General features: G+C 55.2%; 13 protein-coding genes and 1 pseudogene. 8 read left to right on the top strand and 6 right to left on the bottom strand.

Features of this window, described 5'->3' with window-relative positions; all coding sequences use genetic code 11:
- Nucleotides 1-150: 150 nt before the first annotated feature.
- From Q4606_RS14045 to hisI, 7 genes are read left to right on the top strand one after another with little or no spacing between them, the layout of a single operon-like run.
- On the top strand, nucleotides 151-1,140 hold the full coding sequence (locus Q4606_RS14045; protein WP_303607899.1) for a zinc ABC transporter substrate-binding protein: 990 nt from the start codon (nucleotides 151-153) through the stop codon (nucleotides 1,138-1,140).
- 18 nt (nucleotides 1,141-1,158) lie between these two features.
- Nucleotides 1,159-1,614, top strand: a complete 456-nt coding sequence (locus Q4606_RS14040) for a Fur family transcriptional regulator (protein WP_303607898.1) — start codon at nucleotides 1,159-1,161, stop codon at nucleotides 1,612-1,614.
- Nucleotide 1,615: 1 nt separating this feature from the next.
- Entirely contained in the window at nucleotides 1,616-2,530 is a 915-nt protein-coding gene (gene folE2 / locus Q4606_RS14035) for a GTP cyclohydrolase FolE2 (protein ID WP_303607897.1), read from the top strand.
- Nucleotides 2,530-3,939, top strand: coding sequence for a cysteine--tRNA ligase (cysS, locus tag Q4606_RS14030; RefSeq protein ID WP_303607896.1), 1,410 nt, complete (start codon nucleotides 2,530-2,532; stop codon nucleotides 3,937-3,939). The genes folE2 and cysS overlap by 1 nt, the downstream gene beginning before the upstream one ends.
- Before the next feature lie 22 nt (nucleotides 3,940-3,961).
- Entirely contained in the window at nucleotides 3,962-4,522 is a 561-nt protein-coding gene (locus Q4606_RS14025) for a carbonate dehydratase (protein ID WP_303607895.1), read from the top strand.
- Between the two features lie 6 nt (nucleotides 4,523-4,528).
- Nucleotides 4,529-5,911: a dihydroorotase gene (locus Q4606_RS14020; RefSeq protein ID WP_303607894.1), complete on the top strand. Its 1,383-nt coding sequence runs from the start codon at nucleotides 4,529-4,531 to the stop codon at nucleotides 5,909-5,911.
- Between the two features lie 2 nt (nucleotides 5,912-5,913).
- Entirely contained in the window at nucleotides 5,914-6,456 is a 543-nt protein-coding gene (hisI, locus tag Q4606_RS14015; protein ID WP_303607893.1) for a phosphoribosyl-AMP cyclohydrolase, read from the top strand.
- A gap of 12 nt (nucleotides 6,457-6,468) precedes the next feature.
- On the opposite strand, the gene dksA is transcribed toward hisI, so the two are convergent.
- A complete protein-coding gene (dksA, locus tag Q4606_RS14010; protein WP_303607932.1) occupies nucleotides 6,469-6,870 on the bottom strand; it encodes an RNA polymerase-binding protein DksA in 402 nt (133 codons plus the stop codon).
- Nucleotides 6,871-6,882: 12 nt separating this feature from the next.
- The gene (zigA, locus tag Q4606_RS14005; protein ID WP_303607931.1) at nucleotides 6,883-8,076 is read right to left on the bottom strand and encodes a zinc metallochaperone GTPase ZigA; all 1,194 of its coding nucleotides are present in this window, start codon (nucleotides 8,074-8,076) and stop codon (nucleotides 6,883-6,885) included.
- 114 nt (nucleotides 8,077-8,190) lie between these two features.
- Here zigA and Q4606_RS14000 point away from each other — a divergent pair.
- Nucleotides 8,191-8,718: pseudogene (locus Q4606_RS14000) on the top strand (DUF1826 domain-containing protein); the annotation flags it as partial.
- Here the strand turns inward: Q4606_RS14000 and glmS are convergent.
- From glmS to atpD, 4 genes are all read right to left on the bottom strand, one after another.
- Entirely contained in the window at nucleotides 8,719-10,551 is a 1,833-nt protein-coding gene (glmS, locus tag Q4606_RS13995; RefSeq protein ID WP_303607892.1) for a glutamine--fructose-6-phosphate transaminase (isomerizing), read from the bottom strand.
- Nucleotides 10,552-10,607: 56 nt separating this feature from the next.
- Nucleotides 10,608-11,972: a bifunctional UDP-N-acetylglucosamine diphosphorylase/glucosamine-1-phosphate N-acetyltransferase GlmU gene (gene glmU, locus Q4606_RS13990; RefSeq protein WP_303607891.1), complete on the bottom strand. Its 1,365-nt coding sequence runs from the start codon at nucleotides 11,970-11,972 to the stop codon at nucleotides 10,608-10,610.
- A gap of 171 nt (nucleotides 11,973-12,143) precedes the next feature.
- The gene (locus Q4606_RS13985; protein WP_303595132.1) at nucleotides 12,144-12,566 is read right to left on the bottom strand and encodes a F0F1 ATP synthase subunit epsilon; all 423 of its coding nucleotides are present in this window, start codon (nucleotides 12,564-12,566) and stop codon (nucleotides 12,144-12,146) included.
- Between the two features lie 36 nt (nucleotides 12,567-12,602).
- A complete protein-coding gene (atpD, locus tag Q4606_RS13980; protein ID WP_303595134.1) occupies nucleotides 12,603-13,997 on the bottom strand; it encodes a F0F1 ATP synthase subunit beta in 1,395 nt (464 codons plus the stop codon).
- Between the last annotated feature and the right edge of the window lie 22 nt (nucleotides 13,998-14,019).

Here is a 14,019-nt window from a genome sequence, read left to right as displayed (position 1 = left end):
CCTTCAAAGGGGCGTTCAACCCTGGATGCTGGCCTCTTCTCACGGCCTTGCAAACAACGGGTTCTCAAAGTTTAAGTTATGTTATAACATAACGTTTTTAGAGTCATCCGTATCACTCACATAAGCCCTAAACGTTCCAGGAGAATCCCGATGGTCCGACCGGCACTTTTAACTGGTCTAACACTTTGCCTTTTGCCCGTGTATAGCTGGGCGGCCGCTCCCAGAGTTGTAGCTGATATCGCACCGCTACACTCCATTGTCGCGCAGGTGATGAACGGCGTTGGTCAACCGGACTTGCTGGTCCAGCCGGGAGCATCTCCACACAGTTACTCTCTCAGACCGTCTGAAGCAGAGGCGCTCGCTCAGGCAGAGGTTGTTTTCTGGATAAGCGAGGACCTGAGTCCATGGCTGGAGAGTCCACTGGAGAACCTGGCGAGTTCAGCGCACAAGGTTGAAATGCTGGATTTGTCGGCGACGGTAGGTCACCCGTTCAGGGAAGGCGCAACATTCGAATCTCACGCCCACGGTGATGAGGACAATCACAACGAACATCACGACGAACACGAAGAGCACGAAGAGCACGAAGAGCACGAAGAGCACGAAGAACATCATCATGGCGAATATGATCCCCACGCCTGGTTGGACCCAATGAATGCGAAAGTGTGGGCCGGCGAAATTGCACAAGTACTTTCCAGCACGGATCCATCGAATGCAGAAATCTACCAGAAAAATGCTCAAGCCTTTCAGGATTCCGTGGAGGAGTTGACAGGCTCACTCAGCGAGCGTGCAGATCGCCTCAACGGTATTCGGTTCATTGTTTTCCATGATGCCTATCAATACTTTGAGCGTCGTTTTGGCCTGCCCGCAGCCGGAGCCATTGCACTGTCTGATGCGTCTGACCCGAGCCCCGCGCGGATTCGCGAAATTCAGACACTAGTGTCAGAACTCGGGGTGACCTGTGCCTTCACTGAGCCGCAATACAACCCGGGCCTGGTTGATACCGTCTTCGAAGGGTCCAGCGTCAATACAATCGGTGTTATGGACCCATTGGGTGCGGATATCAAGATCGGCACGGGTCATTACACGGAATTGCTGAAGAGGTTAATGGCCAGCCTGGAACAATGTCAGCCGCAACCGTGAAGGGCTCCTGGCAGCTTGATGTTTAACCAATCTTTGCGGGCACTGAATCATATGACCAGCCTGACACCAAACCAGCGCAGGGTTTTTGATGTGCTACTGCAAGCGGACGCATCCCTGGGCGCCTACGCTATCCTGAAGAAAACAGGCTTCCGCGGCGCGACCCAGGTCTACCGGGCATTGGAACGACTCGTAGACCTGGGGATGGCCAGAAAACTTGAAAGCCTGAATGCCTACATCGCTGTTTCTGCCGAGGGCCATTCCACACCCACTGCCTTCGCGATTTGTGACCAGTGCGGCCACATCCATGAGGTGGTTGAGGCACAAGAAATCAAACAGCTACATGAATGCCTCGCCAAGTTGAATTTTCAGGTGGACCGTACCGTTATTGAATTCCACGGCGCGTGTTCCCTCTGCTCTGGCCACGCGTACGAAGCCAAAGAGAGGCCCACTTACACCAAACTGAAACAGGATTAACATGAGCACAGATCTGCCAGATGTTGCTAGCAACGAAGCCTCGCAAATCCGTGTGCCACTGGAATGGGTCGGGATGAGCCGAATTGATATCCCCATCCATTTGCCAGAGCGGAACTGCCCGGGGCCAATCCATATGGTTGCGGACGCCCAGGTCAATCTGCCTTCAGTAACGGTTAAAGGCATCCACATGTCTCGCCTTTACCAAATGCTGGATGAAATGTCTCAACGGGAGGCGATGATTCCGGTGCACCTCAGAAATCTTCTGGAGCGGATGGTGGAGAGTCATCAAGACTGTTACACCGATGGCGCCAGGGTGGTGCTGAATTTCAGCCTTTTGGCCAGACGCCCGGCTCTACGTTCACCGGAGTTGGCGGGCTGGAAAGCCTATCCCGTTCAGCTTGAGGCCATTCTGCACCAGGGTTCGTTCTCGCTGAGAGCATCCGTTCAGGTGGAGTATTCTTCGACCTGCCCCTGTTCGGCAGCCTTGTCCCGACAGCTTGTGGCTGACGGCTTCAGGGAAGATTTCAGGGAAAATACCGGGCTGACAAGGGCGGATGTAGCCACGTGGCTGGAACAGAATGCCACGCTTGCCACGCCTCACAGCCAACGCAGCGAAGTCCGCATCAGCATTGATATTCCCGACTCCGCCGGGAGTTTCGGCCTGATGGCGCTTATTGATCAGGTTGAGAAGGTTCTGGCAACGCCCGTCCAGACCGCTGTCAAGCGAGCGGATGAACAAGCGTTTGCGCGGCTGAACGGCCAGAATCTGATGTACGTGGAGGATGCTGCACGGCGAATCCAGAGCGCACTTTCCGGCAATTACGGCAACCTCCAGACCCACGTCCGGCACTTGGAAAGCCTCCATTCTCATGATGCAGTGGCGTCTGCCAGCGGAGATTTTCAGGGGGTGGCCTGATGAGCGCTATCTACCTCTACAACACCCTGGCGGGGCAGAAAGAGGTATTGACGACGGAGTTACCCGGGCGCGTGACCATGTACGTCTGTGGGCCGACGGTCTACAACTATGCCCATATCGGCAACGCCCGTCCGGCCGTAGTTTTCGATGTATTGGCCCGGTTGCTGCGCCACGACTACCGCTGCGTGCTCTACGCCCGTAATTTCACGGATGTGGATGACAAGATCAATGCAGCGGCGGTCGCCGAGGGCGTTGGTATTGATACCATCACAGATCGTTATATTGAGGCTTATCACGAAGACCTCGAAGCGCTGGGTGTTAAGCCTCCTGATCTTGAGCCCCGTGTCACCGAACACATTGCTGACATCATAGAACTGATTCAGGCGCTGATTATACGAGGTCACGCCTATGAAGCCTCGGGGCATGTGCTCTTCCATGTGCCATCGTATTCCGCCTATGGCGCTCTATCCAAACGCAAGCCGGAAGATATGCTGGCCGGTGCACGAGTGGAGGTTGCACCCTACAAACGGAGCCCACTGGATTTCGTTCTATGGAAGCCCTCGAGCGAGAACCAGCCCGGTTGGACCAGCCCCTGGGGTTACGGAAGACCGGGATGGCACGTCGAATGCTCCGCGATGATCGGCAAACACCTCGGCACGACGATCGATATCCATGGCGGCGGACAGGATCTGATCTTCCCCCACCATGAGAACGAAATCGCCCAGGGAACCTGCGCCAATGGAACCCGTTACTGCCGGACCTGGGTGCACAATTCCTTTGTAACCGTAGACGGACAAAAAATGTCCAAGTCCAAAGGCAAGGTGCTGCTGATCAGAGACCTGTTCGCCCAGGCGCCAGGCGAAGCTATAAGGCTGGCACTACTATCCACCCATTATCGCCATCCCCTCGACTGGAACGAGAGGCGCCAGGTTCAGTCAATTGGAACACTGACACGTTGGTACACAAGCCTGGCCAGGGTAGAAGGCGATAAGTTTACAGACTGCTCTGACACAGAGCCGGACGGCAAGGTGCTGGAGGCCCTCAGGGATGATCTTAACGTGCCCCTCGCGCTGGCACGGCTGCACGAACTCTGTCGCCAACTGGATCGCGCCAGCACAGCCGATCTGGCCCACGAGTTGGCAGAGAAATTCCGTGTTTCTGCCGGTTTACTCGGCTTGCTGCAGAAACCTGCCCAGTTGGCTTTAAGTGAACTGCGCGGAGAGACTGACAGAGCCGAGGTAGAGGAAATATCGCTCGAGTGTATTGAAGCACTGGTCCACCAGCGACAAGAGGCCCGCCATCAGCGCGACTTCTCGCGTGCAGATGCGCTGAGAGAACAGTTGGAGTTAGCTGGTGTGGTCATTGAGGACACCGAGCAAGGTCCACGTTGGCACAAGGCCATTTCGTAGCTAACCCATAAGGAAACTCTGGATGATTCGCAAAAACCCCCGCGGCGACTTGCCGCAGATTCACTCCAGCGCGTTCGTCGATCCAACCGCGATCCTTTGCGGGCTAGTGGTTGTGGAGGAGAACGTGTTTATCGGTCCTTATGCGGTCATACGCGCGGACGAGATGGATGCCGACAACCACATAGAACCGATCATCATCGGTGCCCACTCCAATATTCAGGATGGTGTGGTTATTCACTCGAAATCTGGTGCGAAAGTCACCATTGGCCAGCGCACCTCCATTGCACACCGGGCCATCGTGCACGGCCCCTGCACGGTTGGCAACGGCGTGTTCATTGGATTCAACAGTGTGCTTTTTAACTGCATTATCGAAGACGGTTGCGTTGTGCGTTACAACGCTGTGGTCGATGGCTGCCACCTGCCAGCAGGATTTTATGTCCAATCCACTGAGCGCATCGGTGCGGAAACCGACCTTGAGTCTTTACCACAGGTGTCAGCCGATGCCAGTGAGTTTTCTGAAGACGTGGCCCGGACTAATAACGACCTGGTCCGTGGTTACAAGCACATCCAGAACGAATTCTAAACTGTCATGCCGGATAAGTGCGATATTACCCAGAACCAACCCTCACCCTTACGCCATGCAGATCTGTTGGTACAAGGTGGCACGGTAATGACACCGAACGGAGCGGAGTTGATTGATATCGCATGCTCCGACGGCCGAATCATAGCAATGGGGCCCCTGCAAGGCCGGTGGACGGCAAACACCTGTTTGAATGCAAACGGCTTGCATGTGCTGCCTGGCGTCATTGATAGCCAGGTGCATTTCCGTGAGCCTGGACTGACTCATAAGGAAGATCTCGAAGCCGGTACCCGGGGCGCAGTGTTGGGCGGTGTAACGGGAGTATTCGAAATGCCCAACACGAACCCACTGACGCTCTGGCGTGAAGACCTTCAGGCCAAACTGGACGCCGCCAAAGGTCGCGCCTGGTGTGATTATGCCTTCTACATTGGCGGTTCCGGGGTCAACGCCAAACAATTACATACCCTGGAAAACCTGCCCGGATGTGCCGGTGTGAAAGTCTTCATGGGCAGTTCATTCGGAGATCTGCTTGCGGACGATGAAGCGGTATTACGCAGCATTCTGAGTCATGGTTGCAGGCGCATGGCCGTACATGCCGAGGATGAAGCCCGGCTGCGTGCGCGCAAAGCTATCGTCGAAGACAGCGGTAACATTTTTCACCACCCCGATTGGCGCGACGTGAAAAGCGCGCTCAACGCCACTCGACGAATTGTGGCCATGGCCGGGGAGACGGGCCGTCGCTTGCACATTCTTCATATATCTAGCGCCGAGGAAATGCAGTACCTGGCTCAGCATAAGCACCGAGTAACCGTGGAGGTGACCCCCCACCATCTGACCATGGCGGCACCGGAGTGCTACCAGCGTCTGGGCAGCCTGGCACAAATGAATCCACCGGTTCGGGAACAGCGTCACCAGGATGCCTTGTGGCACGCTATCCAAGTGGGCGTAGTGGACGTAATCGGCAGTGATCACGCCCCGCATACACTGGAAGAAAAATCCAAACCTTATCCCCAATCACCCAGCGGAATGACTGGCGTGCAAACATTATTACCGGTAATGCTCGACCACGTGCATGCTGGACGACTAAGCCTGCAAAGGCTGGTTGACCTGACCAGTGCTGGCCCTGCCCGCATTTTCGGGATCGAGGGTAAAGGGCGTATTGCCGTGGGGTACGACGCCGACCTGACACTGGTAGACCTGGCCGCCCGGCGCACCATCAGCAACAAGTGGATCGCGAGCCTCAGTGGCTGGACGCCGTATGACGATAAACCCATTACAGGCTGGCCCATCCACACTGTCGTCCGCGGCCTGGTTGTGGTGCGCGATGAAGCATTGATGGGCGCCCCGACAGGCCACCCCATTCGTTTCCTGGAAACACCTGCCGTAAATTAAACATGAATATCATTGGAGAGAAAAACACCATGGAAAATGAATCTTCCAGCCCACAGCAAACCGGCCAGCAACCGGTTAGCTTTGCCCCAAGAACATCCATCGAGCAGGTGGAAGAAGGGCACAAACTTGCACCAAAATTTGATCTGAGCGGCCTTGTTGCCTGCGTGACCACCGACGCCGACAGCGGCGAAGTGCTTATGCTGGGATACATGAACGAGGAAGCTCTGGAGAAAACCATTCTCACAGGCGAAGCTCACTACTGGAGTCGCAGTCGTGAAGTTATCTGGCACAAAGGTGCCACCAGCGGATTGGTCCAGAAGGTGATCGAAATGCTTGTGGATGATGATCAGGACGCAATCTGGCTCAGAGTAAAAGTCGCGGGGTCAGGCGCCAGCTGCCATGTGGGTTACCGGTCGTGCTTTTACCGAAGGGTACCGGTTGCGGCAGAGAGAGCACACAGTGACGCCCTCGTGTTTGTTGAGCATGACAAACAATTCGACCCGGTTGAAATCTATGGCGACGCGCCTAACCCGACCAAACTTTAAGCCTGACCGCGCTCAGTGCCGATAATTGAGTTCTTTACGCTCGTTCAGTGTTTTTACCTCAGCACATAGCTCTGCGGTAGGCCGAAGCAGCAGCCGGGCGACCCCGATAGGCTCGCCTGATTCCAGGCAGTAGCCGTAGTCGCCACTGGAGATACGTTTTAGTGCAGCATCGATTTTGGGTAGAAGGCGGCGTTCCCTGTCGACAATGCGAAGAGCCAGCCGCGACTCTTCCTCATAAGAGGCGCGGTCTGCTTCATCGTTCATTTCTGGAGGGCTGGCGAGTTGCTGTTTCGCGTCTTCAATGCTGTTCATGGTCTCGGTGCGCAGCTCTTCGAGCAGCCGTCGGAAGAAAGCGAGTTGCGCTTCGTTCATGTAATCGCCGTCCGGGGCCTGTAAAAGTTCTTCTTTTGTTATCCCCATACTCATTTACTCCCAGGCCGGGAAAGGATCATTCAGCGTCTGCCAGAACGATTTGCCGGCCAAAAGCTGCTCTTCATTCAGAAGGCAGTCATCCAACTGACCGGTGATCGTGGCCTGATCCAGATTCTGGCCAATGAAGACTAACTCCTGACGCATATCGCCGAACGGCTCTACCCAGGTTTCCATGATTGACTCGCGATACTCTGGATCCTCGGGCCAGGACTTCTCTGGCACGGCTTTCCAGAACATCCCGGCGAACCCGTGCCGGGCAATGCCACCGGCCTGGCTCCAATGGCCCGCAAACTCCGGACGCGTGGCCAGCCAGAAATAGCCTTTGGAACGAATGAGCTTGCCACCGGAAACCGGTTGGTGCAGGACCTCATAGAACTTTGCAGGATGAAAAGGGCGGCGGGCGCGGTAAACGAAGCTGGAAATGCCGTACTCTTCCGTTTCCGGAATGTGTTCGCCGCGCATTTCTTTCAGCCAGCCTGGCGCCTGCTGAGCGCGTTCAAAACTGAATCTATTGGTATTCAGCACCTTATCAAGTGGTACGGCGCCTTTTTCTATGGGAAGTATTTCTGCTTCTGAATTGAGGCTGCGGAGCACGCCCTTGAGCCGATCGAGGTCGCCTGGAGAAACCAGGTCCGTTTTGCTGACCAGCAGGATGTCGCTGAATTCAATCTGATCGACAAGCAGGTCTGCCACGCTGCGCTCATCTTCTTCGCCCAGGCTTTCTCCGGTTTCCTGCAAAGATTGTGCTTCGTCAAAATCCTTCAGGAAATTAACTGCGTCCACCACAGTAACCATGGTGTCGAGCCTGGCAATATCAGACAGGCTCACGCCGTCTTCATCAGCGAAAGTAAAGGTTTCTGCTACCGGTAAAGGTTCCGAGATGCCGGTAGATTCGATGACCAGGCAGTCGAAACGACCCTCTGCAGCGAGTTTGCGCACTTCGATCAACAAGTCTTCTCTCAGGGTGCAGCAGATACAGCCATTACTCATCTCAACGAGTTTTTCTTCTGACCGGTTCAAGGTGACTTCCTGTTGAACCTGAGCGGCATCGATGTTGACTTCGCTCATGTCGTTGACGATCACAGCAACCCGCGTTCCCTCCCGATTATTAAGGATATGGTTCAGCACCGTGGTTTTGCCCGCGCCTAAAAATCCGGACAGTACGGTGACGGGAAGGCGGGTATCCAGATGATCCATGCACAATCTCCCTGGTAGTTAGGTGTTCAGTGTCTGCACACTGCCTTACATAAGTTATGTTATAACATAACATTAATCGATGAAAAGTGATACGCAGCTTGGGAGCGCTCGCTCTCCAGTGAAATAATCAGCTTCGCCCAACACTTTTCAAGAGAAGTCGGCGTTATCGAGCGTTTTGTCGGCATAGAGGCAGGAGACAGTATTGACCAGATCCTGCCAGCCTGGACCCAGGAGTTGCCGGGCGCTAAAACCTGGCTGGCAGATGTAAATGAGGTTGTGGAGATGTTTGGCTGTCTGTTCGAGCCTGCCGCTATTGGCGTCCGGTTACACGTGCTCCCGGATACCATGTGCCCCCGTTTCCACACCGACAAGGTGCCCGTGCGTTTGCTGGTGACCTATGCGGGCCAGGGTACCGAGTGGCTACCTGAGAATCAGGTAGCCCGGGGTAAGCCATCCGCCCCACTCCCCGATCAACTAGTCAGTAGCGCGGATATCCTGACTATGCCAACGGGTGCAATGAGTCTTCTCAAGGGAGAATCCTGCATCGGCAATGAAGGCCGAGGCCTTGTCCATCGTTCTCCAGCACCGGGCGCCAACCCCCGGCTCGTTCTGGGCCTTGACTGGCTTTCCTGATTACTCAACCGTCACGCTTTTGGCCAGGTTTCTGGGCTGATCCACGTCTGTGCCCTTGAGTACAGCAACATGGTAGGACAACAGTTGTAACGGCACGGTATATACAATCGGAGCCGTGATTTCGTGCACTTCCGGAAGTTGCACTACATGGATGTTCTCTTCCGGTTTTATGTCCGCTGCGCGATCAGCGAACACAAACAGTTCACCGCCCCGGGCCCGGACTTCTTCCATATTGGATTTAAGCTTCTCGGCCATGCCGTTGTTGGGCGCCACCGTGATCACAGGCATTTCACTATCAACCAACGCTAGAGGCCCGTGTTTCAGCTCGCCGGCCGGGTATGCCTCTGCGTGGATATAGGAAATTTCTTTGAGCTTCAGAGCTCCTTCCATGGCTACCGGGAACTGCGACCCCCGCCCCAGGAACAGAGAGTGGTTTTTATCCATAAACCGCTTGGACATCTCTGCAATTTCGCCATCCAGTGCGAGTACATCGCTGACTTGGCCTGGCACCAGATGCAGTGCCTTGACGATTTCGGCTTCCTGCTCTTCGCCCAGACCATTTTGGCGAGCCAATGCCAGAGTGAAGATCAACAGCGCTGTTAGCTGGGTGGTAAAGGCTTTGGTCGAAGCAACGCCAATTTCCGGCCCGGCCTGGGTCATAATGACCAGATCGGATTCGCGGACCAGTGAGCTGCCCGGTACGTTGCAGATTGCCAGCGCAGCGCGGAAGCCGGCCTTTTTGGCCTGGCGCAGGGCGGCCAGCGTATCTGCGGTTTCGCCAGACTGGGAAATACAGAGAAACAGCGTGTCTTTCTGGATAACGTGTTTGCGGTAGCGGAACTCGGAGGCTACTTCCACGGAGCAAGGGATACCGGCCAGTTCTTCGATCCAGTAACGGGCAACCATGCCTGCGTGGTAGCTGGTACCACAGGCAATGATCTGCACGTGCCGGACATCTTTCAAAAGATCGCCGGCCGAGGTGCCAAGCGCCTGCTCCAGAACCCGTGATTCAGTCACACGGCCTTCCATGGTGGCTTTGATAACTCTTGGCTGCTCGTTGATTTCCTTGAGCATGAAGTGCCGGTATTCGCCTTTGTCTGCGGAATCTGCGCTGTGCTCGAAACGGCTTATGCTACGCTCAACCGGTGCACCATCACGATCATGAATTTCGATGCGGTCCCGGTGAATGTCAGCAACATCACCCTCTTCGAGAAACATGAATCTGTCGGTTACCGGCAAGAGTGCAAGCTGGTCCGACGCAATGAAGTTCTCACCAATACCAACGCCAACCACCAACGGGCTGCCCTCGCGGCATACCACAACATGATCCGGCTCATCAGCATGTACGACAGCAAGAGCATAAGCTCCACGCAGGCGAGCGATTGAAGCCTTTACCGCATCGTAAAGCTTGCCCAGTTCGCGGTAGTTCTTCTGGATCAGGTGAACAACCACTTCGGTATCGGTCTGGGAGGTAAACTCAAAGCCTTCGGCCTTCAGCTCTTCACGCAGTTCCTGATAGTTCTCGATGATTCCGTTATGAACAATCGCCAGACGATCACCGGACATGTGCGGGTGGGCATTGAGCTGTGACGGCTCACCATGAGTTGCCCAACGGGTATGGGCAATACCAAGGTGGCCGGAGAGCGGATTGGTTTCGACCGCAGCAGCCAGCGAGGCTACCTTACCGACTTCCCGGGCGCGCTGTACCGCGCTCTTGCCGTCCAGTATCGCCATACCGGCAGAATCGTAACCCCGATATTCCAGGCGGCGCAGGCCCTCAAGAAGAATGCCCTGAACGTCCCGTTCCGAAATCGCACCTACAATGCCACACATGCTGCTTGTCCTGTTCGTAAGATAACCAATGGTAAAATTCTGGCAGGAAACCCTATTCAGTGTTTTTCCGGCTTCTGCCAACCGGAGATGTTGCGCTGCCGACCCCTGGCCACGGCCAGTTGCTCCTCAGGCACATCCTTGGTGATGGTGGACCCCGCACCAACCGTGGCGCCAGCCGCGACGGTAACCGGTGCAACCAGAGAGCTGTTGGAGCCAACAAACACCCCATCACCAAGCTGGGTCTGATATTTGTTTACACCATCATAGTTGCAGGTAATGGTACCTGCACCCACGTTTACATTGGCTCCCAGCGTAGCATCACCAACGTAGCTGAGGTGGTTAATTTTGCTTCCTTCACCGACAAGGGTTTTTTTGGTTTCCACAAAATTACCAACCTTGGTGTTCGCCGCCAATTGGGTGCCGGGACGCAGGCGGGCAAATGGCCCGACCTGAGCATTGGGCCCTACACTGGCTTGCTCGATTACACTGTGTGCATGAATCTGAGCACCATCAGCTATATCGGCATCTGTGATGACACAGCCCGGACCAACAGATACATTGCTACCCAGCGTCACCTTGCCATTAAACACCACGTTTACATCAATCAGTACGTCGTTGCCTATGGTGAGTTCGCCGCGCACATCCACGCGGGCCGGATCCGCAAGCGTGGCGCCCTCCGTCATCAGCCTCTCGGCTTCCCGGCTTTGGTACCAGCGCTCAAGTTCAGCCAGTTGCAGACGGTTGTTCACACCCTGCACTTCATACGGATTACCCGGCTGAGCCACATTCACCGACATCCCTTCCTGTACCGCCATCGCAATGATATCGGTAAGGTAGTACTCGCCCTGAGCATTGCTGCTGGACAACTGTGGCAACCATGTTTTCAGGTGTCGCGCGCTAACAGCGAGAATCCCCGTGTTCACTTCGCGGATAGCCAACTGCTCGGCGTTAGCATCTTTTTGCTCGACAATCTCCGTGACCTTTCCCGCCTCGTTGCGCAGGATACGGCCGTAACCCTGGGGATTGTCGAGTGTAACGGTCAACAATCCCAGAGTTCGCTCGTCCAGATCCTGAACCAGCCCCTTCAACGTATCTGCCGTAGTCAGTGGAACATCACCATATAGAACAAGCACCCGCGCATCATCAGGCAACTCTGGCAACGTCTGCGCAACGGCATGCCCGGTACCCAACTGCTGCTCCTGCATTACCCAGCTTACGCTGTGCGCCTTGGTCGCGGCCTTGACCTGATCTGCGCCGTGCCCGATCACCCCGTGTATTTTTTCAGCACCCAGGGTCAGTGCCGTATCGATCACATGGTGCAGCATGGGCCGGCCTGCGACTTTGTGCAGTACCTTCGGCAACGATGATTTCATCCTTGAGCCCTGGCCGGCGGCCAGGATAACAACGTGCAACGGTGACATGGGGACACAGCTCCCTTAGGTGGACGGGGTGATTTCAATGAACCGTTAAAACAATAAAAAAAGCCGCATCCCTGCTACTGGAAACCGGTATTGGAATCACCTTATACGGTGACACAACACCCGCTACCCATGCTGGATGCGGCTTTTCTGGGCGAGCTTTTGCAAACCGTTCTAGCGAACGTTTTTGCGCAGCTTCTGCAAAGTACGCAGCTGAGCGGCCGCTTCGGCCAACTCGGCAGCAGCCCGAGAATACTCGAACTCGCCCGTTTTATTCGCCAGTGCTGCTTCGGCGTCTTTCTGAGCCTGCAATGCTGCAGCCTCATCAACGTCCTTCGCACGCACCGCCGTGTCGGCCATCAGGGTCACAAGGTTTGGCTGCACTTCCAGGTAGCCCCCGGAAACGTACAGAATCTCTTCCTCACCACCCTGCTTGATGATCCGGACTGCCCCCGGTTTGAGTGCGGACAGCAACGGAGCATGGCCTAACTGAATGCCCAACTCACCCTCGGTGCCGGTAGCGATAAGCATCTCTACCAGACCGGAGTAAATCTTCTTCTCAGCGCTCACGACGTCACAATGTACAGTCATAGCCATATCTCTAAGCCTCTTGGGTCAGAAATTGAAAGAAGATTACTTAGCTTCTTTCGCTTTCATGGCCTTCGCTTTTTCGATGGCTTCTTCCATACCGCCGACCATGTAGAATGCCTGCTCAGGCATATCATCGTAGTCGCCGTTCAGGATGCCCTCGAAGCTGCTGATGGTCTCTTTCAGAGACACGTACTTGCCCGGCGAACCGGTAAATACTTCAGCAACGTGGAACGGCTGAGACAAGAACCGCTCAATCTTACGAGCACGGGAAACGGTCTGCTTGTCTTCTTCAGACAGCTCGTCCATGCCTAGAATGGCAATAATGTCTTTCAGTTCCTTATAGCGCTGCAGAACGTTCTGCACACCACGGGCAACCTCATAATGCTGCTCGCCGATGATCAGCGGATCCAGCTGACGCGAAGTAGAGTCAAGCGGATCGATCGCCGGGTAGATACCCTTGGAAGCGATGTCACGGCTCAGAACCACGGTGGCGTCAAGGTGCGAGAAAGTGGTGGCCGGAGATGGGTCAGTCAAGTCATCCGCAGGTACATAGACCGCCTGGATGGACGTGATAGAACCATTTTTCGTAGAGGTAATACGCTCCTGCAGTTCACCCATTTCCTGGGCCAGAGTAGGCTGATAACCTACCGCTGAAGGCATACGGCCCAGCAGTGCTGATACTTCTGTACCCGCGAGGGTGTAACGATAGATGTTGTCAACGAACAAGAGTACGTCACGACCTTCGTCACGGAACTTTTCAGCCATGGTGAGACCGGTCAGGGCCACACGCAGACGGTTTCCTGGGGGCTCGTTCATCTGGCCGTAAACCATCGCTACTTTATCAAGAACGTTGGAGTCCTTCATTTCGTAGTAAAAGTCGTTACCTTCACGAGTCCGCTCACCAACACCTGCGAATACGGAGAGACCGGAGTGCTCTTTCGCGATGTTGTTGATCAGTTCCATCATGTTAACGGTCTTGCCCACACCGGCGCCGCCGAACAAGCCAACTTTACCACCCTTGGCGAACGGGCAAATCAGGTCGATAACCTTGATGCCTGTTTCCAGCAGGTCGGCAGAAGCAGCCTGGTCTGCATAGCTTGGTGCTTTGCGGTGGATAGCCCAACGCTCTTCTTCGCCGATCGGCCCTGCTTCGTCGATAGGACGACCCAGAACATCCATGATGCGGCCCAGGGTCTTGGTGCCCACGGGTACCGAAATCGGCTTGTGTGTATTTTCTGCTTTCAGGCCACGCTTCAGGCCTTCAGTGCTGCCCATCGCGATGGTACGAACAACGCCGTCACCCAGCTGCTGCTGGACTTCCAGAGTTGTATCGCCACCTTCAAGCAGCAGTGCGTCGTAAATGCCTGGCACGGCATCACGTGGAAATTCCACGTCGATAACCGCGCCAATGATCTGAACGATGTGTCCGCTACTCATGCTCGGTTCCTCGTTATCTTCT

The sequence above is a fragment of the Marinobacter sp. 1_MG-2023 genome, assembly GCF_030549045.1.
Lineage (GTDB): Bacteria > Pseudomonadota > Gammaproteobacteria > Pseudomonadales > Oleiphilaceae > Marinobacter.
The sequence above is the reverse complement of the archived record's forward strand: the minus strand, read 5'-3'. Positions and strand labels throughout refer to the sequence as shown.